The 23640-nt window shown below is 71.8% G+C and carries 21 protein-coding genes and 1 riboswitch; of the genes, 10 read left to right on the top strand and 11 right to left on the bottom strand.

The window, feature by feature from the left end; genetic code table 11:
* Genes ACIGYR_RS24595 through ACIGYR_RS24580 form a run of 4 tightly spaced genes read right to left on the bottom strand, consistent with a single transcriptional unit; the run spans nt 1 to nt 3825 of the window.
* Entirely contained in the window at nt 1-969 is a 969-nt protein-coding gene (locus tag ACIGYR_RS24595; RefSeq protein WP_391848163.1) for an NADH-quinone oxidoreductase subunit H, read from the bottom strand.
* Nucleotides 966-2789 carry an NADH-quinone oxidoreductase subunit C gene (locus ACIGYR_RS24590; RefSeq protein WP_399596786.1) on the bottom strand — a complete coding sequence of 608 codons (1824 nt, stop codon included), beginning with the start codon at nt 2787-2789 and terminating at the stop codon, nt 966-968. The genes ACIGYR_RS24595 and ACIGYR_RS24590 overlap by 4 nt, the downstream gene beginning before the upstream one ends.
* Nucleotides 2786-3388 (bottom strand): NADH-quinone oxidoreductase subunit B, encoded by a 603-nt coding sequence (locus ACIGYR_RS24585; protein ID WP_391848161.1) that lies wholly within the window; start codon nt 3386-3388, stop codon nt 2786-2788. Before ACIGYR_RS24585 ends, ACIGYR_RS24590 begins: the two co-directional genes overlap by 4 nt.
* The gene (locus tag ACIGYR_RS24580) at nt 3379-3825 is read right to left on the bottom strand and encodes an NADH-quinone oxidoreductase subunit A (protein ID WP_399596783.1); all 447 of its coding nucleotides are present in this window, start codon (nt 3823-3825) and stop codon (nt 3379-3381) included. Before ACIGYR_RS24580 ends, ACIGYR_RS24585 begins: the two co-directional genes overlap by 10 nt.
* Nucleotides 3826-4028: 203 nt before the next feature.
* Between ACIGYR_RS24580 and ACIGYR_RS24575 the strand changes: the two genes are divergently transcribed.
* The 5 genes from ACIGYR_RS24575 (at nt 4029) to ACIGYR_RS24555 (ending at nt 11496) form a co-directional block, all read left to right on the top strand.
* Nucleotides 4029-5336 carry a sensor histidine kinase gene (locus tag ACIGYR_RS24575; protein WP_399596780.1) on the top strand — a complete coding sequence of 436 codons (1308 nt, stop codon included), beginning with the start codon at nt 4029-4031 and terminating at the stop codon, nt 5334-5336.
* 349 nt (nt 5337-5685) lie between these two features.
* On the top strand, nt 5686-7029 hold the full coding sequence (locus tag ACIGYR_RS24570) for a sensor histidine kinase (protein ID WP_399596777.1): 1344 nt from the start codon (nt 5686-5688) through the stop codon (nt 7027-7029).
* A gap of 500 nt (nt 7030-7529) precedes the next feature.
* On the top strand, nt 7530-8189 hold the full coding sequence (locus ACIGYR_RS24565; protein WP_391848180.1) for a LuxR C-terminal-related transcriptional regulator: 660 nt from the start codon (nt 7530-7532) through the stop codon (nt 8187-8189).
* A gap of 324 nt (nt 8190-8513) precedes the next feature.
* Nucleotides 8514-10442, top strand: a complete 1929-nt coding sequence (locus tag ACIGYR_RS24560) for a 2-oxoacid:acceptor oxidoreductase subunit alpha (protein ID WP_399596774.1) — start codon at nt 8514-8516, stop codon at nt 10440-10442.
* Nucleotides 10435-11496 (top strand): 2-oxoacid:ferredoxin oxidoreductase subunit beta, encoded by a 1062-nt coding sequence (locus ACIGYR_RS24555; RefSeq protein ID WP_399596771.1) that lies wholly within the window; start codon nt 10435-10437, stop codon nt 11494-11496. The genes ACIGYR_RS24560 and ACIGYR_RS24555 overlap by 8 nt, the downstream gene beginning before the upstream one ends.
* 13 nt (nt 11497-11509) lie before the next feature.
* Here ACIGYR_RS24555 and ACIGYR_RS24550 read toward each other — a convergent pair whose 3' ends face one another.
* The gene (locus ACIGYR_RS24550; protein WP_399596769.1) at nt 11510-11935 is read right to left on the bottom strand and encodes a winged helix-turn-helix transcriptional regulator; all 426 of its coding nucleotides are present in this window, start codon (nt 11933-11935) and stop codon (nt 11510-11512) included.
* Nucleotides 11936-12029: 94 nt separating this feature from the next.
* On the opposite strand from ACIGYR_RS24550, the gene ACIGYR_RS24545 reads away from it, so the two are divergent.
* From ACIGYR_RS24545 to ACIGYR_RS24535, 3 genes are all read left to right on the top strand, one after another.
* Nucleotides 12030-12884: an SDR family oxidoreductase gene (locus ACIGYR_RS24545; protein WP_399596768.1), complete on the top strand. Its 855-nt coding sequence runs from the start codon at nt 12030-12032 to the stop codon at nt 12882-12884.
* Between the two features lie 119 nt (nt 12885-13003).
* The gene (gene rarD, locus ACIGYR_RS24540; protein WP_399596766.1) at nt 13004-14002 is read left to right on the top strand and encodes an EamA family transporter RarD; all 999 of its coding nucleotides are present in this window, start codon (nt 13004-13006) and stop codon (nt 14000-14002) included.
* A 50-nt stretch (nt 14003-14052) separates the two neighbouring features.
* On the top strand, nt 14053-14520 hold the full coding sequence (locus tag ACIGYR_RS24535; RefSeq protein WP_391848152.1) for a VOC family protein: 468 nt from the start codon (nt 14053-14055) through the stop codon (nt 14518-14520).
* Nucleotides 14521-14819: 299 nt separating this feature from the next.
* Here the strand turns inward: ACIGYR_RS24535 and ACIGYR_RS24530 are convergent, their stop codons facing one another.
* Nucleotides 14820-16076 (bottom strand): hypothetical protein, encoded by a 1257-nt coding sequence (locus tag ACIGYR_RS24530; protein WP_399596764.1) that lies wholly within the window; start codon nt 16074-16076, stop codon nt 14820-14822.
* Nucleotides 16077-16273: 197 nt separating this feature from the next.
* Here ACIGYR_RS24530 and ACIGYR_RS24525 point away from each other — a divergent pair, with 197 nt between their 5' ends.
* Entirely contained in the window at nt 16274-16867 is a 594-nt protein-coding gene (locus ACIGYR_RS24525) for a flavodoxin family protein (protein ID WP_399596761.1), read from the top strand.
* 3 nt (nt 16868-16870) lie between these two features.
* Here ACIGYR_RS24525 and ACIGYR_RS24520 read toward each other — a convergent pair whose 3' ends face one another.
* The 4 genes from ACIGYR_RS24520 to ACIGYR_RS24505 form a co-directional block, all read right to left on the bottom strand.
* Nucleotides 16871-17755 (bottom strand): ABC transporter permease, encoded by an 885-nt coding sequence (locus ACIGYR_RS24520; RefSeq protein WP_399596759.1) that lies wholly within the window; start codon nt 17753-17755, stop codon nt 16871-16873.
* Nucleotides 17742-18776 carry an ABC transporter ATP-binding protein gene (locus ACIGYR_RS24515; RefSeq protein ID WP_399596757.1) on the bottom strand — a complete coding sequence of 345 codons (1035 nt, stop codon included), beginning with the start codon at nt 18774-18776 and terminating at the stop codon, nt 17742-17744. Before ACIGYR_RS24515 ends, ACIGYR_RS24520 begins: the two co-directional genes overlap by 14 nt.
* Before the next feature lie 33 nt (nt 18777-18809).
* A complete protein-coding gene (locus tag ACIGYR_RS24510) occupies nt 18810-20021 on the bottom strand; it encodes an outer membrane lipoprotein carrier protein LolA (protein WP_399596754.1) in 1212 nt (403 codons plus the stop codon).
* A gap of 331 nt (nt 20022-20352) precedes the next feature.
* Nucleotides 20353-21363: a polyprenyl synthetase family protein gene (locus ACIGYR_RS24505; protein ID WP_391848146.1), complete on the bottom strand. Its 1011-nt coding sequence runs from the start codon at nt 21361-21363 to the stop codon at nt 20353-20355.
* A 585-nt stretch (nt 21364-21948) separates the two neighbouring features.
* A riboswitch (cyclic di-AMP (ydaO/yuaA leader) is annotated at nt 21949-22129 on the top strand.
* 3 nt (nt 22130-22132) lie between these two features.
* Here ACIGYR_RS24505 and ACIGYR_RS24500 point away from each other — a divergent pair.
* Nucleotides 22133-22621: a transglycosylase SLT domain-containing protein gene (locus tag ACIGYR_RS24500; protein WP_399596752.1), complete on the top strand. Its 489-nt coding sequence runs from the start codon at nt 22133-22135 to the stop codon at nt 22619-22621.
* Between the two features lie 154 nt (nt 22622-22775).
* Here the strand turns inward: ACIGYR_RS24500 and ACIGYR_RS24495 are convergent, their stop codons facing one another.
* A complete protein-coding gene (locus ACIGYR_RS24495) occupies nt 22776-23591 on the bottom strand; it encodes an HAD family hydrolase (protein ID WP_399596749.1) in 816 nt (271 codons plus the stop codon).
* Nucleotides 23592-23640 lie beyond the last annotated feature (49 nt).

Here is a 23640-nt window from a genome sequence, read left to right as displayed (position 1 = left end):
CTACTGGATCACCACCTTGACGATGCCGGTGAGGGCGATCTGGGCGAGGGAGAGGGGGACGAGGAGGGTCCAGGAGAATTTCTGGAGCTGGTCCTCGCGCAGGCGGGGGTAGGTGACACGCAGCCAGATCACGAGGAAGGCGAGGACGGCCGTCTTCAGCAGGGTCCACACCCAGCCGAGGCCGTCGGCGCCCCAGGGGCCGTGCCAGCCGCCCAGGAAGAGGACGGTGGTCAGGCCGCACAGGACGACGATGCCGGCGTACTCGGCGAGCAGGAACAGGGCGAAGCGCAGGCCGGTGTACTCGGTGTACGCCCCGAAGATGATCTCCGAGTCGGCGACCGGCATGTCGAACGGCGGGCGTTGCAGCTCCGCGAGCCCGGCGATGAAGAAGACGACGGCGCCGACGATCTGCCACGGCACCCACCACCAGTGGAAGGCGTGCAGGATGCCGGGCAGGGAGACCGTGCCGGCCGCCATGGCGACCGAGGCCGCCGTCAGCAGCATCGGGAGTTCGTAGGCGAGCAGCTGGGCGGCCGTGCGCAGGCCACCGAGCAGGGAGAACTTGTTGGCGCTGGCCCAGCCGGCCATCAGCGAGCCGAGCACGCCGACGCCCATCACCGCGAGCACGAAGAACACGCCGGCGTCCAGCACCTGGCCGACGGCGCCCTCGCTCGGGCCGATCGGGACGGCGAGCAGGACGAGGAGGTACGGCAGCAGGGCCACGGCGGGGGCGAGCTGGAAGACGCGGCGGTCGGCGCCCGCCGGTACCACGTCCTCCTTCTGCGCGAACTTCACGCCGTCGGCGATGAGCTGAGCCCAGCCGTGGAAGCCGCCCGCGTACATCGGGCCGAGGCGGCCCTGCATGTGGGCCATCACCTTGTGCTCGGTCTGACCGACGATCAGCGGGAAGGTGAGGAAGACGACGAAGACGACCAGGAGTCGCAGGGCGACGTCGAGTACGCCGTTCACTGCGGGCCTCCTGTGGGGTCGGGGTGGTCGGGGCTGTCGGGGTGGTCGGGGGTGCTGGGGCCTTCAGGGCGCTCGGGGCGCGACTCGGGTGCGGGTGCACGCCCGGCCTCGGGCGCGGGCGCCTGTCCGGCCTCGGACGCCTGTCCGGCCTTCGACGCCTGTCCCGGCTCGGATACGGGTCCCTGACCGGCCTCGGGTGCGGGTTCCTGACCGGCCTCGGACGCCTGTCCCGGCTCGGGTACGGCTCCCTGGCCGGCCCCGGGTGCGGGTGCCTGACCGGCCTCGGGTGCGGGCGCCTGCCCGGGCTCGGATGCGGGCGCCTGGCCGGCCTCGGGTGCCTGCCGCGGCTTCGGCTGCTTCTGCGGGACCCGCTCCGGTTCGGGCGCCTTGCTCGGCTCCGGTTCCGAGATCCGCTCCGGTACCGAGGTCCGCTCCGGTTCCGAGATCCGCTCCGGTACCGAGGTCCGCTCCGATTCCGAGGTCCGCTCCGATTCCTCGAAGGCCGGGCGGGCGTGGTGCCATGGCGCGTCAGAACTGCGCGGGGCCGTGCTCCGGCGGGCGGGGCGTGTGGCGCCGTCCGCCCCCGTCGGTGCCGCTGGTTCCTCGGGCGCCGCCGGTTCCTCCGAGGTCGCGGGAACAGTCGGTGCCGTGGGAACAGTCGGTGCGGCGGGAGCAGTCGGTGCGGCGGGAGCAGTCGCTTCCGCCGGGGCCGGCTCCTGGGCTTCGGCCCGCTGGGAGGACGAGCCCTGCGAGGCACTGCGGGCGCGCCGCTGGGGGGCGGGCGTGGGCGCCGGGGAGGGCTCGTGGGCCACCGATGCCTCGGCGGCCGGGCCTTCCGTCGGCGCTGCCGCAGCGGCCTGGTCGGTGTTCCCCTCGGCCGCGGCCTGCTTGCGCGTCGCCGCGTCCTCGTCCCGGGCCGCCGCCTGGCTGGCCGAGCCCTCGCTCACGCTGCGCATCCGGCGCGGCCGGGCGGGCGCACCGAGACCGGGACTGGCACCGGCATCAGCACCGGCACGGGCACCGGCACTCGCCTGCGCAGCCGCTGCTCCGGCCGCACCCGCGGCAGCGGCCTCGCCGGCCTGCACGGCCTCGCCGGACTTCGCGGCCTCGCCGGCCCGCGGGGTCTGGCTGGCCGAGCCCTCCGTGGCCGAACGGGTGCGCCGTACCGGGCGGTCGCCGGCCGCGCGCGCGGGGCGGTCGCCCGCCGTTCGTCCCGCGGCCGCCCGGGCCGGGCGGGCCGGGGCCGGGGGCAGCTGGCCCTTGAGGGGGCCCCACTCGTTCGGGTCCGGGACACCGGGGGGCAGCATCTGACGGCGCTTCGGGCCGCCGTGCTCGGACTCGCCGGGTTCCTTCGCGCCGGGCCACGCCTTGGCGACGCGGGCGGCGAGGACGAAGTCCTTGCGCAGCGGATGGCCCTCGAAGTTCTCGGGGAGCAGCAGGTGATCCAGCCCAGGGTGGCCCTCGAAGACGACGCCGAACATCTCGTGGGTCTCGCGCTCGTGCCAGGCGGCGCCCGCGTAGACGCCGATGGCGGAGGGCAGGGCGGGGGCCTCGTGCGGGACCGTCGTACGGACGAGGAGGCGGCGGACCGGGTTCAGGGCGACCACATGCGCGGAGACCCGGAAGCCCGTGCCCGGCTCGTCGACCGCGCTCAGCCAGTCGAAGTAGGTGCAGGACAGCGTCGTACGGGCCGTCTCCAGGGCGGTGAGCCAGGCGGACGGCGGTACGTCCACGGTCAGGAGGTCGTACGACTCCTCGGCCGTGGCGTCCGTGCCGAAGAGGTCCTCGGCGGGGGCGGGCAGCCAGCCGGCCGTGCTCATCGGGTCTCCCCCTCGGCTGTCGGCAGCGGGGGCCGCACCAGGTCACTCTGCAGCGCGGCGGCCGACGGGCGGCCGGACCCGGTGCCGTACCGCTCCTCCAGCGACTCGCGGGCGATCTTCTCCTGGAGCTTGAGGATGCCCTGGAGCAGCGCCTCGGGGCGCGGCGGGCAGCCGGGGACGTACACGTCCACCGGGATGATCTGGTCGACGCCCTTCGTGACGGAGTAGGAGTCCCAGTAGGGGCCGCCGCAGTTGGAGCAGGCGCCGAAGGAGATGACGTACTTGGGCTCGGGCATCTGCTCGTACAGCCGCTTCACGGCCGGGGCCATCTTGTCCGTGACCGTGCCCGACACCACCATCAGATCGGCCTGGCGGGGCCCGGGCGCGAAGGGGATGACGCCGAGCCGGATGAAGTCGTGGCGGGCCATCGACGCGGCGATGAACTCGATCGCGCAGCAGGCGAGACCGAAGTTGAACACCCAGAGCGAGTAGCGGCGGCCCCAGTTCAGGACCACCTTCATCGGCTCGGGCGCCAGGCGGGCAAGGGCACCGAGCCGCTTGGGCTCCGGAAGGTGGACGGGGTCCGGGTTCACGTCCATGCCAGGACGCCCTTCTTGTATGCGTACAGCAGGCCCACGGCGAGGAAGCCGAGGAAGATGAACATCTCCACGAGGGTCGTCGCGCCGTAGCCGGGGGCGGCGAAGACCGTCGCCCAGGGGAACAGGAAGATCGAGTCGACCGCGAAGATCACGTAGAGGAAGGCGTAGACGTAGTAGCGGACCTGGGTGTGGGCCCAGCCCTCGCCGACGGGGTCGACACCGCACTCGTAGGTCAGGAGTTTCTCCGGCGTCGGTACGACCGGGCGCAGCAGGCGGCCGGCGCCGAAGGCGACCGCGACGAACAGCACGCCGATGAGGGCGAGCAGTCCGACCACCGAATAGGACCGGAAGTAGCCGGCCGCGACGACGTGCGCCGCGGCGACCGTCGAGTCCCCCAACGTCTCCCGCACCGTCCGTCCCTCGCTCCCTGACCTCATGGCCTCATGGCCTCAGTGAATTCTGTGCTGCAACATGATTCGAGGATCTGTACGCACGGGAGTCTAGGCCCTGATAAAGAGCGGGTAAGCAGCCCGTCACGCCGTGAGACGGCCGGGGCCGGCGGGGGTGGGGTTTTCCCCCGGCGACTCAGGGCGGTGTACCGCATGGCGTGGACGGTGCCGCGCACGGCAGGCTGATCAGCATGACCGCTCCCAGCCCCGCCGCCGACCCGACCGGCGGCTCAGCCGACCCGACCGGTGGTCCCGCCGACCCGACCGGTGGTTCCGCCGACCCGACCGGTGGTTCCGCCGACCACGACGGACACGGTCGACGCGATGCATACGGCCGACGCGACGGACGCGATGGCCTCCACCGGCTGCCTCCGCCTCGTCCGGCCTATGACGCGCACACCTGGAAGGAGATCGCGTACCTCCTGCTGAACCTGCCGGTGACGCTGTTCGGGTTCACGTACGCGTTCACCTTGCTGGCGGTCGGCGGCGCCCTCACGGTCACTGTGATCGGGCTCCCGCTGCTCGCGCTCAGTCTGCTGGGCGCCCGGCAGCTGGGGAAGCTGGAGCGGGCGCGGGCCCGGACGCTGCTCGGGGTCCGGGTGGAGGAGCCGACGCCGCTGCCGCTCGCCAGGGGCGGAGGCCCGGTGCAGCGGCTGTGGATGGCCCTGAAGGACCCGGTGGGCTGGCGCACCCTGCTGTACGACGTGGTCCGGCTGCCCTGGGGCATCCTCACCTTCTGCACCGTGCTGACCTCGCTGTTCGTGCTGTGGCCTGTGCTGCCGTATCTGGCGCGGGGCATGGCGAACCTGGACCGGGCGATGGTGCGGGGGTTGCTGTCGCCGTCGGACGAGCTGGAACGCCGTATCGCCGAACTGGAGTCCGACCGCGGGGTCGTGGTCGACACGGCGGCGGCGGATCTGCGCCGGATCGAGCGGGACCTGCACGACGGCGCGCAGGCGCGGCTGGTCAACCTGGCCATGGGGCTGGGCCTGGCCAAGGAGAAGCTGCTGGAGGACCCCGACACGGCGGCGTCGATGGTGGAGGAGGCGCACGGCGAGGTGAAGCTGGCCCTCCAGGAGCTGCGCGACCTCGCCCGGGGCATCCATCCCGCCGTACTCACCGACCGCGGTCTGGACGCGGCCCTGTCCTCGGTCGCCGCGCGCTGCACGGTGCCGGTGGCGGTGGCCGTCGACCTGTCGGGCCGGCCGGCGGCGGCCATCGAGGGCATCGCCTACTTCACCGTCTCCGAGCTGCTGCAGAACATCAGCAAGCACAGCGGGGCCCGTACCGCCTCGGTGGACGTGTGGCGTGCGGACGACCGGCTGCTCATCCAGGTCCGGGACGACGGCCGGGGCGGCGCGCGGCTGGACAACGGCAGCGGCATCCGGGGCCTCGCGGAACGGCTGGGCGCGGTGGACGGCCTGTTCGTGGTCGACTCCCCGCCCGGCGGCCCGACGGTGGTCACCGCGGAACTGCCGTGGCGGGACCGACAGAAGTGACCGCGCCCACCACGACGCCCACGCGCGCGAGCGGAACGGAGCCCACGCGCGCGTGAGCGGCATGACGGCCACGCGCGCGTGAGCAACATGACGCCCGCGTGCGTCAGCAGCACGGCGCGCATGGGTGCCACGGCGTCCACGCGCGCGTGAACGGCATGACGACCACGCGCGCATGAGCGACACGGCGCGCATGAGCGTCGCCGGCGCTCCACGCGCGCGTGGAGCGCCAGGGTGGGGAAAACCCCCCGCTCGAGACGCCGACGGACTCCATGGCCCGGGGCCCCGGCGCGGACGACTCTGGAGATGCGGCTGAACCGCCGCTGGGACGACGAGAACGGGACGGCATTCCATGGCCATGGACTACGGACACGGGTACGGGCGCGGGCACGGGCACGCTTCCGGGACCGGCCACCGGCTACCGGCCGCCCTGCGGGCGCCGTTCGAGGCACGCACCTGGCGCGAGTTCGCCTACGTGCTGCTGAGCCTGCCGGTCTCCGTGGTGCTGTTCAGCTGGACGGTGACGATGATCGCCCTCGGCGCGGGCCTGCTGGTGACCTTCCTCGGCATCCCGGTACTGGCGGCGGCGCTCGCCGGCTGCCGGGGCTTCGGCGTGCTGGAGCGGGGGCGGGCGCGCGCACTGCTCGGCCTGGAGGTGGCCGACCCCGAGCCGCTGCGGATGCGCAGGCCGGGCCCGGCGGCCTGGATGGGCGCGCTGCTCAAGAACGGCTCCTCCTGGCGGCACGCGCTGTACGCGCTGGTGCAGTTCCCGTGGGCGGTGTTCACGTTCTCGGTGGCGGTGACCTTCTGGACCTGCGGCTGGACGCTGCTGACCTACCCGCTGTGGTTCTGGGTCTTCCCGGCGTACGCCGGCCGGGGCGGTCTCCAGCTGTACGGCGACGCCCACCACAGCGTCTATCTCGACAACCCGTTCGAGATCACCGTCACCGCGCTGACCGGGCTGGTGTTCACGCTGGTCACCCCGTGGCTCGTGCGGGCCCTGACGACCGTGGACGGGCTGCTGGTGCGCGGCCTGCTCGGGCCGTCGCCGCTGTCGGCACGGGTGGTGGAGCTGGAGTCGGACCGGGGGGCCGTGGTCGACACGGCCGCCGCCGACCTGCGCCGCATCGAGCGGGACCTGCACGACGGCGCGCAGGCCCGGCTGGTCAACCTGGCGATGGACCTGGGGCTGGCGAAGGAGAAGCTGCGGGAGGACCCGCGAACGGCGGCCCAGATGGTGGAGGAGGCGCACGGTGAGGTGAAGACGGCCCTCCAGGAGCTGCGCGACCTCGCCCGGGGCATCCACCCGGCCGTGCTCACCGACCGGGGCCTGGACGCGGCCCTGTCGGCCGTCGCCTCCCGCTGCACGGTGCCGGTGCGGGTGGAGGTCGACCTCCCGGCCCGGCCGGCGCCGGCCATCGAGGGCATCGCCTACTTCACCGTCTCCGAGCTGCTGCAGAACATCAGCAAGCACAGCCGGGCCCGTACCGCCGCGGTGGACGTGTGGCGTACGGAGGACCGGCTGATGCTCCAGGTGACCGACGACGGCGTGGGCGGCGCCGACGTCGCCCTGGGCTCCGGGCTGGCCGGTCTCGCCGCCCGCCTGGACGCGGTGGACGGCATCCTCATGGTGGACTCCCCGGCCGGCGGCCCCACCCGCGTGATCGCGGAACTCCCCTGGCGCCCGGGCCCCTGACGGCAGCGATCAGCGGCCACCGACAGCCGCCGCCCGGACACCTGAGAGCAACCACCGACAGCCACCGTCCGGACACCTGACAGCACCCATCAGCGGCCACCGACAGCCACCGTCCGCACACCTGACAGCAGCCATCGGACCACCGCACGGCACTCCCCAGCAGGGCACGGCACTCCCCGCTACGGCACGGCACTCCCCCGTACGGCGACGGCACTCCCCGGCACCGCGAACGGGACACCCGGTACGGCGACGACGGACAACGGTCCGCCGCCCCGCCCCCGCGTTCCCCCGTACGGCGGCGGTCCGGCCCGTTTCCTGGAATGCTGGACCTTGTAGGACGTCACGGACGACGCACGTCACGGACGACGGGGACACTTCTGCGGACGCACGTCACGCGCGTGGCCTTCCTGCCACGCACGCGCGCGTGGCGGGGACGCACGCGCACACGGGTGTCGCCGCAGAATCGGGCTGTGGGGGGCCGGAAGATCGTGGAGGACAGAGTGCGGGTGGTCATCGCCGAGGATTCAGTGCTGCTCAGAGAGGGCCTGACCCGGCTGCTGACCGACCGCGGGCACGACGTCGTGGCCGGCGTCGGCGACGCGGACGCGCTGATGAAGACCATCGCCGACCTGGACGACCGGGGCGAACTGCCCGACGTGGTCGTGGCGGACGTACGGATGCCGCCCACCCACACCGACGAGGGCGTCCGGGCGGCCGTGGCCCTGCGCCGGCTGCATCCCCGGCTCGGGGTGCTGGTGCTGTCCCAGTACGTGGAGGAACGCTACGCAACCGAACTGCTGGCCGGTTCCAGCCGGGGCGTCGGCTATCTGCTCAAGGACCGGGTCGCGGACGTACGGGAGTTCGTCGACGCCGTGGTGCGGGTCGCCGACGGCGGTACGGCACTGGACCCGGAGGTGGTCGCCCAGCTGCTGGGCCGCAGCCGCAAGCAGGACGTGCTGACAGGGCTCACGCCCCGGGAGCGCGAGGTGCTCGGGCTGATGGCGGAGGGGCGGACGAACTCGGCGATCGCCCGGCAGCTGGTGGTCAGCGACGGTGCCGTGGAGAAGCACGTCAGCAACATCTTCCTGAAGCTCGGCCTGACGCCGAGCGACGGCGACCACCGGCGGGTTCTGGCGGTTCTCACCTACCTGAACTCCTAGCGGGCCCCCTGTGTCAGCGCCGCGTCGACTCCGCCCTTCGGGTACGAGGGCGCACGCGGACGGACGGCCGACGTCAACGGTAGGGGGCAGCCAGGGGATCCCGAGGGCGGCCGGAGGAGAGAACCTGGGAACGCGCGGGGAGCGCCTTGAGCGGGGCTCCCGCGATGCGGGACATGATGTGAAGTCAGCGCGACAGGCCGTCTCGAATGCCGTCCAGTCCATGGACTGCCTCGGGAGGGCGACCCTAACCGACGTAGGGTTGATCTGGGACGGTCCGTGGGACGACCGACCCCGGAACAGCCGCCTCGAAGGAGGTCCAGTTCAGTGACCAGCCAGGTCAGCAGCCCAGCGGAGCAGACCGACGGAACCGTCGTGGGAGAGCAGCGCAAACCGGGCGGCGCGAAGGACGTGCGGCGCCTGGACCGGGTGATCATCCGGTTCGCGGGGGACTCGGGTGACGGCATGCAGCTCACCGGTGACCGGTTCACCTCGGAGACCGCCTCCTTCGGTAACGACCTCTCCACCCTTCCCAACTTCCCCGCCGAGATCCGCGCCCCCGCCGGCACCCTGCCGGGTGTCTCGTCCTTCCAGCTCCATTTCGCCGATCACGACATCCTCACTCCCGGAGACGCGCCCAACGTCCTGGTCGCGATGAACCCGGCCGCCCTGAAGGCCAACATCGGCGACCTCCCGCGCGGGGCCGAGATCATCGTGAACACCGACGAGTTCACCAAGCGCGCCCTGCAGAAGGTCGGCTACGACAGCTCTCCGCTGGACGACGGCTCGCTCGACGGCTACAGCCTCCACCCGGTGCCGCTGACCACGCTCACCGTCGAGGCGCTGAAGGGGTTCGACCTCTCCCGCAAGGAGGCCGAGCGCAGCAAGAACATGTTCGCGCTGGGCCTGCTCAGCTGGATGTACCACCGGCCCACCGAGGGCACCGAGAAGTTCCTGAAGTCGAAGTTCGCGAAGAAGCCGGACATCGCGGAGGCCAACGTCGCCGCGTTCCGCGCGGGCTGGAACTTCGGCGAGACGACGGAGGACTTCGCGGTCTCCTACGAGGTCGCCCCGGCCGCCCAGGCATTCCCGGTGGGCACCTACCGGAACATCTCCGGCAACCTCGCCCTGGCCTACGGCCTGATCGCGGCGTCCCGGCAGGCGGATCTGTCGCTGTTCCTGGGGTCGTACCCGATCACGCCGGCCTCGGACATCCTGCACGAGCTGAGCAAGCACAAGAACTTCGGCGTCCGTACCTTCCAGGCCGAGGACGAGATCGCGGGCATCGGCGCGGCACTGGGCGCGGCGTTCGGCGGCTCGCTGGCGGTGACGACGACGTCCGGGCCTGGCGTGGCGCTGAAGAGCGAGACGATCGGCCTCGCGGTGTCGCTGGAGCTGCCCCTGCTGGTGGTGGACATCCAGCGCGGTGGCCCGTCGACGGGCCTGCCGACCAAGACCGAGCAGGCCGACCTGCTCCAGGCGATGTACGGCCGCAACGGCGAGGCGCCGGTGCCGGTGGTCGCGCCGAAGACCCCGGCCGACTGCTTCGACGCCGCTCTGGAGGCGGCCCGGATCGCGCTGGCGTACCGCACTCCGGTGATGCTGCTCTCGGACGGCTATCTGGCCAACGGTTCCGAGCCGTGGCGCATCCCCGACCTGGACGAGCTGCCCGACCTGCGGGTGCAGTTCGCCTCCGGACCCAACCACACGCTCGCGGACGGCACCGAGGTCTTCTGGCCGTACAAGCGGGACCCGCAGACCCTGGCCCGGCCGTGGGCGATCCCGGGCACCCCGGGCCTGGAGCACCGCATCGGCGGCATCGAGAAGCAGGACGGCACGGGCAACATCTCCTACGACCCGGCCAACCACGACTTCATGGTCCGCACCCGCCAGGCCAAGATCGACGGCATCGAGGTCCCGGACGTGGAGGTCGACGACCCGCACGGCGCGCGGACCCTGGTCCTCGGCTGGGGCTCCACCTACGGCCCGATCACGGCGGCGGTACGGCGGCTGCGCGCGGCCGGCGAGCCGATCGCCCAGGCCCACCTGCGCCACCTCAACCCCTTCCCGCGCAACCTCGGCGCGGTCCTCAAGAGCTACGACAAGGTGGTCATCCCCGAGATGAACCTCGGGCAGCTCGCCACCCTCGTCCGGGCGAAGTACCTGGTCGACGCCCACTCCTACAACCAGGTCAACGGCATGCCGTTCAAGGCGGAACAGCTCGCCGCGGCGCTGAAGGAGGCCATCGATGACTGACGCCGGCAACGGGCTGCTCCAGCTGGTCCCCAAGGCCGAGGCCAAGCAGTCGATGAAGGACTTCAAGTCGGACCAGGAGGTGCGCTGGTGCCCGGGCTGCGGTGACTACGCGATCCTCGCGGCCGTGCAGGGCTTCATGCCCGAGCTGGGCCTGGCGAAGGAGAACATCGTCTTCGTCTCCGGGATCGGCTGTTCCTCCCGCTTCCCGTACTACATGAACACCTACGGGATGCACTCCATCCACGGCCGCGCTCCGGCCATCGCGACCGGGCTGGCGTCCTCCCGCCGGGACCTGAGCGTGTGGGTCGTCACCGGTGACGGCGACGCCCTGTCCATCGGCGGAAACCATCTGATCCACGCCCTGCGCCGCAACGTCAACCTGAAGATCCTGCTGTTCAACAACCGGATCTACGGCCTGACCAAGGGCCAGTACTCGCCGACCTCCGAGGTCGGCAAGGTCACCAAGTCGACGCCGATGGGCTCGCTGGACGCGCCGTTCAACCCGGTGTCGCTGGCGCTCGGCGCGGAGGCGTCCTTCGTGGCGCGCACGATCGACTCCGACCGCAAGCACCTGACCGAGGTGCTGCGTGCCGCCGCCGAACACCCGGGCACCGCGCTGATCGAGATCTACCAGAACTGCAACATCTTCAACGACGGCGCCTTCGACGCCCTGAAGGACAAGCAGCGGGCCGATGAGGCGCTGATCCGCCTGGAGCACGGGCAGCCGATCCGCTTCGGCACCGACGGCGGGAGAGGGGTCGTGCGCGACCGGCGGACCGGGGACCTGAGTGTGGTGACGGTGACGCCGGGGAACGAGGCGGAGATCCTGGTGCACGACGCCCACGCCGCGTCCCCCACCACCGCCTTCGCCCTGTCCCGGCTGGCGGACCCGGACACCCTGCACCACACCCCGATCGGGGTGTTCCGCTCGTTCGAACGGCCGGTGTACGACTCCCAGATGGCCGACCAGCTCGACACCGCCGTCGAACAGCAGGGCAAGGGCGACCTGGCCGCCCTGCTGGCGGGCGGGGACACCTGGACGGTAGTCGGCTGAGATCGTCCGTGCTTCACGAGGCCCGGGACTGGATTTCCCGGGCCTCGTGGTCTGCCCGGCGGCTCTCGTCGTACGCGTGGCGGGCCTTCTCCACCTGGGCCATGCGGTCGTGGGTCCACTGGGCGAGGGCCCGCACCTGCTCCGCCGCCTCGCGGCCGAGATCGGTGAGGGAGTAGTCGACGCGGGGCGGGATGACCGGCTTGGCGTCCCGGTGGACCAGGCCGTCGCGCTCCAGAGTCTGGAGGGTCTGGGTGAGCATCTTCTCGCTGACGCTACGGCCGGCGTAGGCACCGATCGCGCGTCGGAGTTCGCTGAACCGGTACGGGCGCTCCAGCAGCTCGATGAGGACGAGGACGCCCCATCGACTGGTGACGTGTTCGAGGACGAGGCGGTGGGGGCACATCGCTTCGCCCTCCACGGATTTCCCACTTACCAGCATGCCAGTACCTTACTTCAAAGTGGGTACTTTCGCATAGACAGTGCAGCTCCTACGGTGAGTGTCATCAAGGCATCCCACAAGGAGTTCCGAAACCATGAGCATCGTCGTCACCGGGGCCACCGGACATCTCGGCCGTCACGTCGTGGAGCAGCTGCTGGAGAAGGTACCGGCGGAGCAGATCACCGCGGTCGTGCGCGACAAGGAGAAGGCCGCCGGCCTCGCGGCCCGGGGAGTGCGGCTCGCCGTCGCCGACTACAACGAGCCCGAGACCTTCCACGGCCTCTTCTCGGCCGGTGACAAGGTCCTGCTGATCTCGGGCAACGAGTTCGACAAGGGCCGGGTGCGCCAGCACACGGTCGTCATCGACGCGGCGAAGGCGGCCGGCGTGGCCCTCCTCGCCTACACCAGCGCCCCGGGCACCCTGACGGCCGCGCTGGCCGACGACCACCGGGCGACCGAGGAGGCACTGCTCGCCTCCGGTCTTCCGTACAGCCTGCTGCGCAACGGCTGGTACCACGAGAACTACACCGAGAACCTGGCGCCGGTGCTGGAGCACGGCGCGGTCGTGCAGGCCGCCGGAGACGGCCGGATCTCCTCGGCCTCCCGCGCCGACTACGCCGCCGCGGCGGTCGCGGTGCTGACCGGTGAAGGACACGAGAACACGACGTACGAGCTGGGCGGCGACGAGGCGTGGGGCTTCGCCGAGTACGCGGCCGAGCTGAGCCGGCGGACCGGCAGGCAGATCGTCTACAGCCCGGTCACGACGGAGGCGCTCACGGGCATCCTGACCGGCGCCGGGCTGCCCGCGCCGCTGGCCGGGATCCTGGCCGGCGTAGACGCCTCGATCGAAAAGGGCGAGCTGGTCGTCTCCTCCGGCGACCTGTCCCGGCTGACCGGCCGCCCCACCACGCCACTGGCGGAGGCGGTCGCCGTCGCACTGGAGGGCTGACGTCCGAGAACCCCGGCTGTCATGACCGTATGGCGATACGGGCATGACAGCCGGGGGCGGCCGGCGCTACCTTCGTCTTCGCGCGTCCACGCCGGGTGCGCGGGCGAGAAGGAGGGGCCGTGGCCGCAACATCCGACGGTGAGCACCGCACGGGCTTGCTGAACGGCTTCGCCGCCTACGGGATGTGGGGACTGGTCCCCCTGTTCTGGCCGCTGCTCAAGCCGGCCGGGGCCCTGGAGATCCTGGCCCACCGCATGGCGTGGTCGCTGGTGTTCGTCGCCGTCGCGCTGCTGTTCGTGCGTCGCTGGGCCTGGGCCGGGGAGCTGCTGCGCCAGCCCCGGCGGCTCGCTCTGGTCGCCGTGGCGGCGGGTGTGATCACCGTGAACTGGGGCGTCTACATCTGGGCGGTGAACGCCGGCCATGTCGTCGAGGCATCCCTCGGCTACTTCATCAACCCGCTGGTCACCATCGCGATGGGCGTGCTGCTCCTCAAGGAGCGGCTGCGGCGGGTGCAGTGGGTGGCGGTCGCCGTCGGCTTCGCCGCCGTCGTGGTGCTGACCGTGGGCTACGGCCGTCCGCCGTGGATCTCCCTGTGCCTCGCTTTCTCCTTCGCCACCTACGGGCTGGTGAAGAAGAAGGTCCGCCTGGGCGGTGTCGAGTCGCTGGCCGCCGAGACCGCGATCCAGTTCCTGCCGGCGCTCGGCTATCTGCTGTGGCTGACCGCGCACGGGGGCGCCAGTTTCGCGAACGGCGGCCCCGGGCACGCCGCCCTGCTCGCCTCCACCGGCATCGTCACCGCCGTCCCCCTGGTCTGCTTCGGCGCGGCGGCCATCCGCGTGCCCCTGTCCACGCTGGGCCTGCTCCAGTACCTGGCCCCGATCTTCCAGTTCCTGCTCGGCATCGTCTACTTCCACGAGGCCATGCCGCCCGAGCGGTGGGCCGGGTTCGCGCTGGTCTGGCTGGCGCTGATCCTGCTCACGGGCGACGCGCTGCGCTCCGCGAGGCGGCCGGAGCGGCTCACCGTACCGGCGGCCCGCGCCGTCGAGCCCCCGGCATCGACCTCGACGTCAACCTCGACCTCGGTCTCGACCTCGACCTCGACCCGGGCGGACGCCTGACCGGTGCGGAGCCACCCCTTCCGCCGCCGGATCCGGCTATAAGTGGGGCCATGACCACACCGGCGCCTGCCCCGCTGCACTGGAAGCTCGTCATCGACGCGGCCGACCCGCACACACAGGCCGACTTCTGGGCCGCCGCGCTGCATTACACGGCCGAGGACAACAGCGCCCTGGTCGAACGGCTGCTGTCCCTCGGCGCACTGTCCGGGGAGGCGACCGTCGAGTACCACGGGAGGGCCGCCTTCCGTGACCTGATCGCCGTACGGCATCCCGACGACCCGTACGACCCGGAGACCGGCACCGGGCTCGGACGGCGGCTGCTGTTCCAACGGGTACCGGAGCCCAAGACCGGCAAGAACCGGCTCCACCTCGACCTCCACCCCGGTCCGGAGCGGCGCGCGGACGAGGTGACACGCCTTCAGGCGCTGGGCGCGTCGGTACTGCGGGAGGTGAAGGAGCCCTCGGGCCAGTGGGTGCTGATGGCGGATCCGGAGGGCAACGAGTTCTGCCTGCACTAGCTCACGAGTTCTGCCTGCACTAGCTCACGCGAATCCGCGCGCGGGCCGATCACAGCTTGCGCCTGGCTCACGCGGGTCCGCGCGGGCCGGTGGCACCTCGCGCTAGCGGGTCCGCGCGGGCCGGTGACTCCTTGCGCCTAGCCCACGCGGGTCCGTGCGGGCCGGTGACACCTCGCGTCGCCTCCGGCTGCGCGGGGCTGGTCCCACCCCCGCCACCGCCCGCGCGGGGCCGGTACCCCTTGACCGCGCGGGACCGTCGCCTCTGCTCCGTCACATGTGCCGGCCCCGGCCGCGCTCGATCACGCCTGTGCCGCCTTGGCCGCGCGGTCGGTCAGGCGGACCATGCGGGCGCGGGCGGACTCCAGCGGGCGCACGTCGTCCGCGGCGGGGCCCGGCTCGGTGGTGAGGTCCGTCCACAGGTCGATCAGGTCGCGGCCCAGCCGGAGGCCCTCTTCGGGGTCGCGCACCGCACGCCAGGCGGTGGCCGCGCTCCGTACGTTGCCGTAGGCGGCGTCCCCGTCGCCCGCCTGGCGGCGCAGCCGGGCGACGTCCACGGACAGCCGGCAGGCACGGACCGGGTCGTCGCCCAAGTAGGCGATGTAGGCGGACAGTTCCCGCAGGTGCAGCACCTCGGCGTGGTGCGGGCCGAACACGGCGGACGCCTCGGTGAGCGTCCGGTCGGCCAGTTCCGCCGCCGCCTCGACACGGCCCGCCCGCACGGCCTCATTGATACGGCTCATCGGTTCGCCGAGCAGCTCCGCACCCTCGGCGGTCTCGGTCAGGGGCCCGTCCCCGAGCACCTCCTCGGCGACGGCGTCGAACCCTCGGGCCGGGGTGTGGGTGGGAGCGGTGACGATCTCCGACCGCAGAGCGGTGACCACCTCCGGCGGTGTGGGGGTGACTGCCTCCGCGGGTGCGGGGACGGCTGCTCGCGCGGGTGCGGGGACGGCGGCTCGCGCGGCTGTGGGGATGGCGGCCGGGGCAACGGTCTCTGCCGGGAGGCGGGTGTCCGCCGCTGCCGGTACGCCGGTGCCCACGGCCGGCGCGTCCGTGTGCGCGATCCGCGCGCTCGCGCCCCTGGCCTGCGTGCTCGCGCCCCTGGCCTGCGTGTCCGGGGTCGTGGTCTGCGTGTCCGGGGTCGTGGCCTGCGTGTCGGGGTTCGTGACGGCCGCGTCCATCATGGGCGGAGGACCGAACTGACCGGTCGGTGCCTGCGCGGTCCCCTGCGCGACGACCTGCGCGGGCGCGCCCGGCGTCTCCGGTGCCGTCATCGCGACGGGCTCCCCCGTCATCCGGCTGGAGCCGTCCGCCGCGACCTCCAGGGGAACCACGCAGCCCGCGAGGTCGTCCTGGACCGTGGCGCGTATGGGGGCACCGAGGCTGATCGCCAGACGCTGGAGGTGGTTCAGCACGGCCTGCTGGATGTCCTCGCCGGGCGCCGCCACGACCGGCGTGCCGCCCACCGACGCGCTCCCCGTGGCGAACACCCGGACGTGCACCGCGGGGTGCCCCACGGGCTGCCGCGCCCGCTTCTTCTCGAAGCTGAGTCGAGCCATCGGTGTCCCTCACTCCCCCGGGCGTCGCCATCCGGTCGTACGCATCCTGCCTACCAGTGTGTCGGCTTCGCATCGGCTTCCGCGTCACCGCGACGTCACAGCCTCGCACCAGCCGCCACTGGCCAGAGTTACTTGCGTGTGCATAAGATGCACACGCCTTCATTCGTGATACGACATGACACACCTGGGGGGACCCCATGAGCCGCCGCTTCCTCTTCGTCCTCGGCAGCACGCGCGCCGAAGGCAACACCGAGCTGCTGGCCCGCAGGGCCGCCGAACAGCTGCCGGCCGACGCCGAACAGCACTGGATCCGCCTCGCGGAGCGGCCGCTGCCCGAATTCGTGGACCTGCGGCACGACAGCGACCACCGACGACCGTCGTCGGACACCTCCACCGGCCTGCTGCTGGACGCCACACTGGCGGCCACGGACATCGTCATCGCCTCACCGGTGTACTGGTACTCGGTGTCCGGCCTCACCAAGAACTACCTGGACCACTGGTCCGGCTGGCTGCGCACCCCGGGCCTCGACTTCAAGGCGACGCTGGCCGGCCGCACGCTCTGGGGCATCGCCGCGCTGGCGGACACCGAGCCGTCCGTGGCCGATCCGTACGTGGGCACCCTCAACAACTCGGCCGCCTACATGGGCATGCGCTTCGGCGGGGTCCTGCTGGGCAGTGGCAGCAAGCCCGGTGACGTACTGGAAGACACCGAGGCGCTGGCGCGCGCGAAGACCTTCTTCGCTCAGGACGCGCCCCTCGCACGCTTCCCGCACGAGACCGCCGGTGCCTGACCGCTAGGCGCTGATGTCCTTCGCGGTGAACCGCGCCCAGGCCGCCGAGCCGAACACGGCCGCGTACAGCGCTTGGAGGCCGAGGTTGCGCACCAGGTCGTCCCAGTAGACGGGGTCGCGCATCAGGTCGGCGAACGACAGCCAGTAGTGGGAGAACAAGTAGGGCTGCACCGCGTGCAGCTGGGGTATCTGGTCGACGATCTGTACGGTGATGAGCAGACCGACCGTGGTCGCCATCGCCGCGATGCCGCTGTTGGTGAGGGTCGACACGAACAGGCCGAGGGCCGCCACACCGACCAGTGAGGCCGCGACGACCAGGGCGATCAGCAGGGCGCGGCCGAGCCCTTCGGCACAACTGATCCGGGTGCCGGAGATCGTCGTCAGCTCGCCGAGCGGGAAGAACAGCGCACCGACGACCAGCGCCGAGACGGCGACCACGAGGGTCGCCAGCAGGCAGAAGGCCATCACCGTCGTGTACTTGGTGAGCAGCAGCCGGGTGCGGCCGGCCGGGGCCACCAGCAGGTAGCGCAGGGTGCCCGCTCCCGCCTCCCCGGCGATCGCCTCCCCGGCGATGACGCCGACCGCCATCGGCAGGAAGAACGGCAGGGTCGCGGCCAGCGCGGTGAACACCAGGAACAGGCCGTTGTTGGTGATCTGCGTGATGAACGCCGGGCCCTCGCCGTGTCCGCCGCCCACCGGCGCGCCGTCCCGCGTCTCGATCCGCACCGCGATCCCGACCAGCACCGGCACCGCGGCCAGCACCCCGAGCAGGGCGAGCGTGCGCCAGCGGCGGAGGGTGGTGACCAGCTCGCTGCGCAGCAGCCCGAGGGTCCACAGGGGGCTGGGCTCGCGTACGGCGGCTGCGGGCAGCCGTTCAGCCCGCGACATCGAAGCCCTCCCCGGTCAGCGCCACGAACGCGTCCTCCAAGGAGGCGCGTTCGACGGTGAGGCCCCGGACCCGGACGTCCGCGGCGACCAGGGCCGCGGTCACCTCGGCGAGGTCCCGGTCGGGTGGTTCGCCGGTCACCCGGTCGCCGTCGGCGGTCACGTCCGCGACACCCAGCTCCTTCAGCACGCGGGCCGCCTCGGCCGCGTCCGGGGTGGTCACCGCCAGCCGGTCGCGCGCTCCGGCCGCCAGATCGGCCACCGCGCCCTGGACGACGAGCCGGCCCTGCGCCATGACCGCCGCGTGAGTGCACACCTGCTCGATCTCGTCGAGGAGGTGGGAGGAGAGGAAGACGGTCGTGCCGTCGGCGGCCAGTTGCCTGATCAGGGTACGGATCTCGCGCATGCCCTGCGGGTCGAGGCCGTTGGTGGGCTCGTCCAGGACGAGCAGTCGGCGCGGCTGGAGCAGCGCGGCGGCCAGGCCCAGGCGCTGCTTCATGCCGAGCGAGTACGCCTTGGCCTTCTTGCCCGCGGCTGCCGCGAGGCCGACCCGGTCCAGCGCCGCGGCGACCCGGGCACGCCGGGTGCGGGGGTCGGCGGTCGGATCGGCGGCGTCGTAGCGCAGCAGGTTGTCCCGGCCGGAGAGGAAGCCGTACAGGGCGGGGCCCTCGATGAGCGCGCCGACCTGTGGAAGGACGGTACGGGCCGCCCGGGGCATGGACCGGCCGAGCACCCGGACCGTGCCCGCGGTCGGCTCGATCAGGCCCATCAGCATGCGGATGGTGGTCGTTTTGCCGGAGCCGTTCGGGCCGAGGAAGCCGAAGACGCTGCCCACCGGGACGGTCAGGTCGAGACCGTCCACGGCGAGCTGTCCACCGCGGTAGCGCTTGGTGAGGCCGCGCGTGGCGATCACACTCGCCCGCGCCGCCACCGGATCGCCCGTCGGCGCACCTGCGGACGCCCCGTCCTGGGCTGGCGTGGGTGCGCCGGCCGGGTCACGTTCCACGGCGGACGGTTCGGCCATCGGCTCCCCCTCGACTCGTCGTACCCGGTGGCGTCACTTCCCCGCGTCGGCCGCCTTCACCAGGGCGTCCTTGGTCACCGCACCGGCGTACACCTTGCCGTCGTCGGTGATCAGGGCGTTGACCAGGCGGGTGGAGAAGACGATGCCCTTGCCGAACTTCCCGGAGACCTGGTCGCCGAGCGAGCCGAGGAAGCCGCCGAGGTCACCGCCCTGGGAACCGGTCGGCATGCCGCCCTCGGCGCCGGTGTCGAAGGTCGCGACGGACGTCCAGCCCTCACCGAGGACGTTCAGCCCGCCCAGGCCCTCGGCGAAGTCCTCGCCGTGCTTCGGGGTGTGCTTCGGGGTGTGCTCCGGCGTCTTCGCCGCGTCCTTCTCCTCGGTGACCTTCGCGCCCTTGGGCGGGGTGAAGTCGAAGGTGGAGGCGGCCGGCCGGGCGAAGGAGACCTGGGTGAAGCCCGCGTCGACCACGGCGGCGCCGCCGCTCTTCGGGGTCAGCGTGAACTTCAGCGGCAGGCCGGTCCTCGCGTCCACGGCGATGCTTATCGCGCCGACCGTGCTGCCGGACTGCCTGGGCTGGATCAGCAGCTTGTAGGCGTCGCGTCCGGCGACGTGCGCGGTGCCGTCGACGGTGACGGACGTGGTGTCGTCCACCGCCTTCAGGGCCTCGTCGGCGAAGTCCTGGGGCGTCGCCGGCGGCTCGGCCTCGCGGTGCTTGCCGGAGTCGGCCGCGGTGGAGTGGTAGACCTCGTTGCTCTTGCTGTCGTAACCCCAGACGTCCTTGCCGTCGTGGATGAGGCTGTACTCGGCGCCGCTCTCCAGCAGCGACAGTTTCTGCCGGTCCGGGCCGTCGGCGGCGACCCGCAGGGTGTGCGTGCCGGACAGCAGCTCGGTGAGCTTGGCCTGCGGATCGGCGGAGGAGCCGTCGCCGGAGCCCTGGGCCGCCCCGGAGAGCAGGCCGTTCTCCAGACCGCCGAGGTCGGGCAGGCCGAGGTCTGTGCTGATCTTCACGGTGCCGGACAGCTGCTGCACGTCCGACTTGGCCATCTTCTCGATGAGCTGCTGTGCGGTGATCTTCGGCAGGTCGGGGTCGCCGGAGTCGGCGAGCGCCGGGACCAGCCCGATCGTGGCCGCCGCCACCCCTACCACCGCGACCGGGACGGCGTACCGCGCGGCCTTGCGCCGGCCGGAGCGCCGGTCCTCGTCCCGCGCGGCGCCCACTGCGTCGTCGGATTCGTACGGTGCCATGTGTGCCTTACCTCCGTCGTCGGCGGCGGCTGTCCTCACGCTGGTCCACCTGAGCCGCCATTCTCACCCGAATCGGTGAGGAGTGGTGATTTCCGTGGTTTCCATATGACCAAATCGGCCGTGAAGAAGCGTCAGCCCTCGGAGCCAACTCCATGTACGCCTGCGGTATGACACACGACGGCGGTATCTCCCCCCAACCCGTAGGGGGCGCGGGGGACGATGCCGCCCGTTCAGGTGTGCGGTGGGGCGCGGTCCGGGCCCGGCAAGGCGCGGTGGAGCCCCGCGCGTGTCCCCCGCCGGGTCGGCCGGCGCGGTGCACCCCCCTGCCGGGTCAGCCGGCGCGGTGCACCACCGCGTCGCACAGTTCCATCAGCGCGGCCTTGGCATCGCATTCACGCAAGGGGGCCAGTGCGGCCCGCGCCTCCTCCGCGTACCGGACCGTGTCCCGGCGGGCCTGCTCCAGCGCGGGGTGCGCACGCAGGGCGGTCAGCGCCTCGGCGTGCCGGGCGTCGTCGCTGAGGTCGGAGGCCAGCAGCTCGCACAGTGCGATGTCCTCGGCCAGCCCCAGCTTGGAGGCCCGCTCGCGCAGCCGGAGCACCGGCAGGGTCGGGATGCCCTCGCGCAGGTCGGTGCCGGGGGTCTTGCCGGACTCGCGGGAGTCGGAGGCGATGTCCAGGACGTCGTCGGCGAGCTGGAAGGCGACCCCGAGCCGTTCGCCGTACTGGGTGAGCACGTCGACGACCGTCTCGTCGGCGCCGGACATCATCGCGCCGAACCGGCACGACACCGCCACCAGGGAGCCCGTCTTGCCGGCGAGCACGTCCAGGTAGTGCTCGACCGGGTCGCGGCCGTCCGAGGGACCCGCGGTCTCCAGGATCTGGCCGGTGACCAGTCGCTCGAACGCCAGGGCCTGCACCCGGACCGCCTCGGGGCCGAGGTCGGCGAGGATCTGGGAGGCGCGGGCGAAGAGGAAGTCGCCGGTGAGGACCGCGACGGAGTTGCCCCAGCGGGTGTTGGCGCTGTCCACGCCGCGGCGGACGGCCGCCTCGTCCATGACGTCGTCGTGGTAGAGCGTGGCCAGGTGGGTCAGCTCCACGACCACGGCCGACGGCACGATGCCCGGCGCGTACGGGTCGCCGAACTGGGCCGCGAGCATCACGAGCAGCGGCCGGAATCGCTTCCCGCCGGCCCGCACGAGGTGCTGCGCGGCTTCCGTGATGAACGGGACCTCGCTCTTGGTGGCATCGAGCAAGCCTTCCTCGACAGCCGTCAATCCGGCCTGGACATCGGCTTCCAGAGCCTGGTCCCGCACGCTCAGCCCGAACGGCCCGACGACGGTCACGAGGGGTCTCCTGTCTGCTGGTGTCTGCTGGCGGTTACACGATTTGTCGATAGGTCGCTGCCATCACTCAAGTCAGCGTATCCGGTCCTGTTTCGATCACCGATAGCGCCCACCGGTCCAGCTTGGGCGGTATCGGATCACGAGCAGCATGGTTTTGATCACACGGTAAGAAGGGACATTTACTGACTTAACCGTAATCCGGGCGTTGTGTCGCGACCTCTCCACACCCTTCTTTCCCACACTCCTCCCCCACCGGCACTACGACAACGACACACACCGCACCCCGGGTTCCACCACCACTCAGACTTCCGACCCAAATCCCCCTAATCCCCCATGTCTGATTTGAAGTATTTTGCTATTTCGTGAATTGGGTCACGCACCCATTCGGCCCGACCGGCCCACCGGAGCCCCTCCAGCCCTTGCCCCGTCGGCGAGTTGAGAATTGGCAATCGCAAAGGATCAAGCGCCTCATACGGCATCGATCAAGGTCAAATCGCACGTTGTATGAATTCGGCACTTGTTCCCGGCATGTGCTCTCGCATACGTTCCGGGCCGTCGGGCGGACGCCGAATCCTGCCACCGCCCGCATACCCATCGACGAACTCATTCGTAGGCAGGAGCGGGGGACCCAGGTAAGTCGCCGGGCCGGACGGCACACGCCGCACCGGGACGGCTCGGGGTGAAGCCGTGCCTTCTCCAGGGCACGGCCGGGCACCTCCCCGCCCGAACCCGACAGCTCACCTCGCAGGCGCCGGAGAGGAACTTCCCCATGTCTGCTGCCGCTCAGCACGTCCGTACCCGGAACAGCCGCCTCATCCGCGCCCTCGCCGCCGCCGGGACCGGCGTCGCCGTCCTCACCCTGCCGCTCATCGGCGCGACCAGCGCCGCCGCGGCTCCCACCACCGCCACGACGGCCGCCACCACCCCCGCCGGATACCCGAACAACCTCGACGGCTGGATCCGCGAGTCGCTCGCGATCATGGCCGAGAAGAAGATCCCCGGCACCTACAACGGCATCTACCGCAACATCATCCGGGAGTCCTCGGGCAACCCGTCCGCCATCAACCTCTGGGACTCCAACGCCGCCAAGGGCATCCCGTCCAAGGGTCTGCTCCAGGTCATCGACCCGACGTTCAACGCGTACCACGTCGCCGGAACGTCGTTCAACATCTACGACCCGGTCGCGAACATCACCGCCGCCTGCAACTACGCGGCAGCGCGGTACGGGTCGATCGACAACGTGTTCGGCGCGTACTGACCGACGCGTTCGGCCCGTACCGGCAGACGCGTGCGGCCCGTACCGGCAAGCGCGTCCGGCGCGAACCGACGGCCGCCGGACAGGCGCACGGCGGCCGGCGCGCGGCCGGGGTCGGGAGCAGGGGCACGGCGGTCGGCGCCTACTGAGGGGCCGGTCAGTCGGTCGGGAACAGTCCTTCGAGGACGACGGCGATGCCGTCGTCCTCGTTCGACAAGGTGATCTCGTCGGCCACCGCCTTGAGTTCGGGATGCGCGTCGGCCATGGCGACACCGCGCCCGGCCCAGTCGAACATCGGGATGTCGTTGGGCATGTCACCGAAGGCGAGGGCCCGTTCGGCGCTGATTCCCAGCCGGTCGGCGGCCAGCGCCAGCCCGGTCGCCTTCGTCACCCCGCTCGGCTGGAGCTCCACGGTGCCCGGCCCCGACATGGTGACCGTGGCCAGCGAGCCCACCGCCGAGCGTGCCACGGTCGCCAACTCGTCGTCGGACAGGTCGGCATGCCGCAGCAGTACCTTGCTGATGGGCTCGCACCACAGGTCGTCGCGCCGGCCGACCCGCACCGCGGGCAGCGTCGGGTGGGGCATCCGGTAGCCGGGCTCGATGAGCGTGAGCCCGTCCACGCCGTCCTGGTCGACGGCCGCGTAGACCTGCCCCACCTCCGCCTCGATCTTGCCGAGCGCGGTCTCCGCCAGTTCCCGGTCCAGCCGGACCGACCACAGCAGACGGCCGGTCCCGGCGTCGTAGACCTGTGCTCCCTGTCCGCACACCGCGAGCCCCGTGCAGCCGAGGTCCGCGAGCAGGGACCGTACCCGCGGGACCGGGCGGCCCGTCACCACCAGGTGCCGGGCACCGGCCCGCGCCACCCGCGCGAGCGCGGCGAGCGACCGCTCGGAGACGGTGTCGTCGCCGCGCAGCAGCGTCCCGTCCAGGTCGGTGGCGATCAGTGCATATGCCAGGGGGGTGGGGTCCATGATCAGAGAATACGGACACCACGTCCCCCCGACTCATCGCTCGTTCCAC

Origin of the sequence: Streptomyces sp. NPDC053076, assembly GCF_044546845.1 — a bacterium.
In the GTDB taxonomy this organism is placed as follows: domain Bacteria; phylum Actinomycetota; class Actinomycetes; order Streptomycetales; family Streptomycetaceae; genus Streptomyces.
This window is presented reverse-complemented; position numbering and strand designations above follow the sequence as displayed.

Excerpts from the sequence above, each read along its gene's own strand:
- ACIGYR_RS24590 (WP_399596786.1), bottom strand. The coding sequence starts at position 2,789 with ATGAGCACGGCCGGCTGGCTGCCCGCCCCCGCCGAGGACCTCTTCGGC.
- ACIGYR_RS24585 (WP_391848161.1), bottom strand. The coding sequence starts at position 3,388 with ATGGACGTGAACCCGGACCCCGTCCACCTTCCGGAGCCCAAGCGGCTC.
- ACIGYR_RS24580 (WP_399596783.1), bottom strand. The coding sequence starts at position 3,825 with ATGAGGTCAGGGAGCGAGGGACGGACGGTGCGGGAGACGTTGGGGGAC.
- ACIGYR_RS24575 (WP_399596780.1), top strand. The coding sequence starts at position 4,029 with ATGACCGCTCCCAGCCCCGCCGCCGACCCGACCGGCGGCTCAGCCGAC.
- ACIGYR_RS24570 (WP_399596777.1), top strand. The coding sequence starts at position 5,686 with ATGGCCATGGACTACGGACACGGGTACGGGCGCGGGCACGGGCACGCT.
- ACIGYR_RS24555 (WP_399596771.1), top strand. The coding sequence starts at position 10,435 with ATGACTGACGCCGGCAACGGGCTGCTCCAGCTGGTCCCCAAGGCCGAG.
- ACIGYR_RS24550 (WP_399596769.1), bottom strand. The coding sequence starts at position 11,935 with ATGCTGGTAAGTGGGAAATCCGTGGAGGGCGAAGCGATGTGCCCCCAC.
- ACIGYR_RS24545 (WP_399596768.1), top strand. The coding sequence starts at position 12,030 with ATGAGCATCGTCGTCACCGGGGCCACCGGACATCTCGGCCGTCACGTC.
- ACIGYR_RS24535 (WP_391848152.1), top strand. The coding sequence starts at position 14,053 with ATGACCACACCGGCGCCTGCCCCGCTGCACTGGAAGCTCGTCATCGAC.
- ACIGYR_RS24530 (WP_399596764.1), bottom strand. The coding sequence starts at position 16,076 with ATGGCTCGACTCAGCTTCGAGAAGAAGCGGGCGCGGCAGCCCGTGGGG.
- ACIGYR_RS24525 (WP_399596761.1), top strand. The coding sequence starts at position 16,274 with ATGAGCCGCCGCTTCCTCTTCGTCCTCGGCAGCACGCGCGCCGAAGGC.
- ACIGYR_RS24520 (WP_399596759.1), bottom strand. The coding sequence starts at position 17,755 with ATGTCGCGGGCTGAACGGCTGCCCGCAGCCGCCGTACGCGAGCCCAGC.
- ACIGYR_RS24515 (WP_399596757.1), bottom strand. The coding sequence starts at position 18,776 with ATGGCCGAACCGTCCGCCGTGGAACGTGACCCGGCCGGCGCACCCACG.
- ACIGYR_RS24510 (WP_399596754.1), bottom strand. The coding sequence starts at position 20,021 with ATGGCACCGTACGAATCCGACGACGCAGTGGGCGCCGCGCGGGACGAG.
- ACIGYR_RS24500 (WP_399596752.1), top strand. The coding sequence starts at position 22,133 with ATGTCTGCTGCCGCTCAGCACGTCCGTACCCGGAACAGCCGCCTCATC.
- ACIGYR_RS24495 (WP_399596749.1), bottom strand. The coding sequence starts at position 23,591 with ATGGACCCCACCCCCCTGGCATATGCACTGATCGCCACCGACCTGGAC.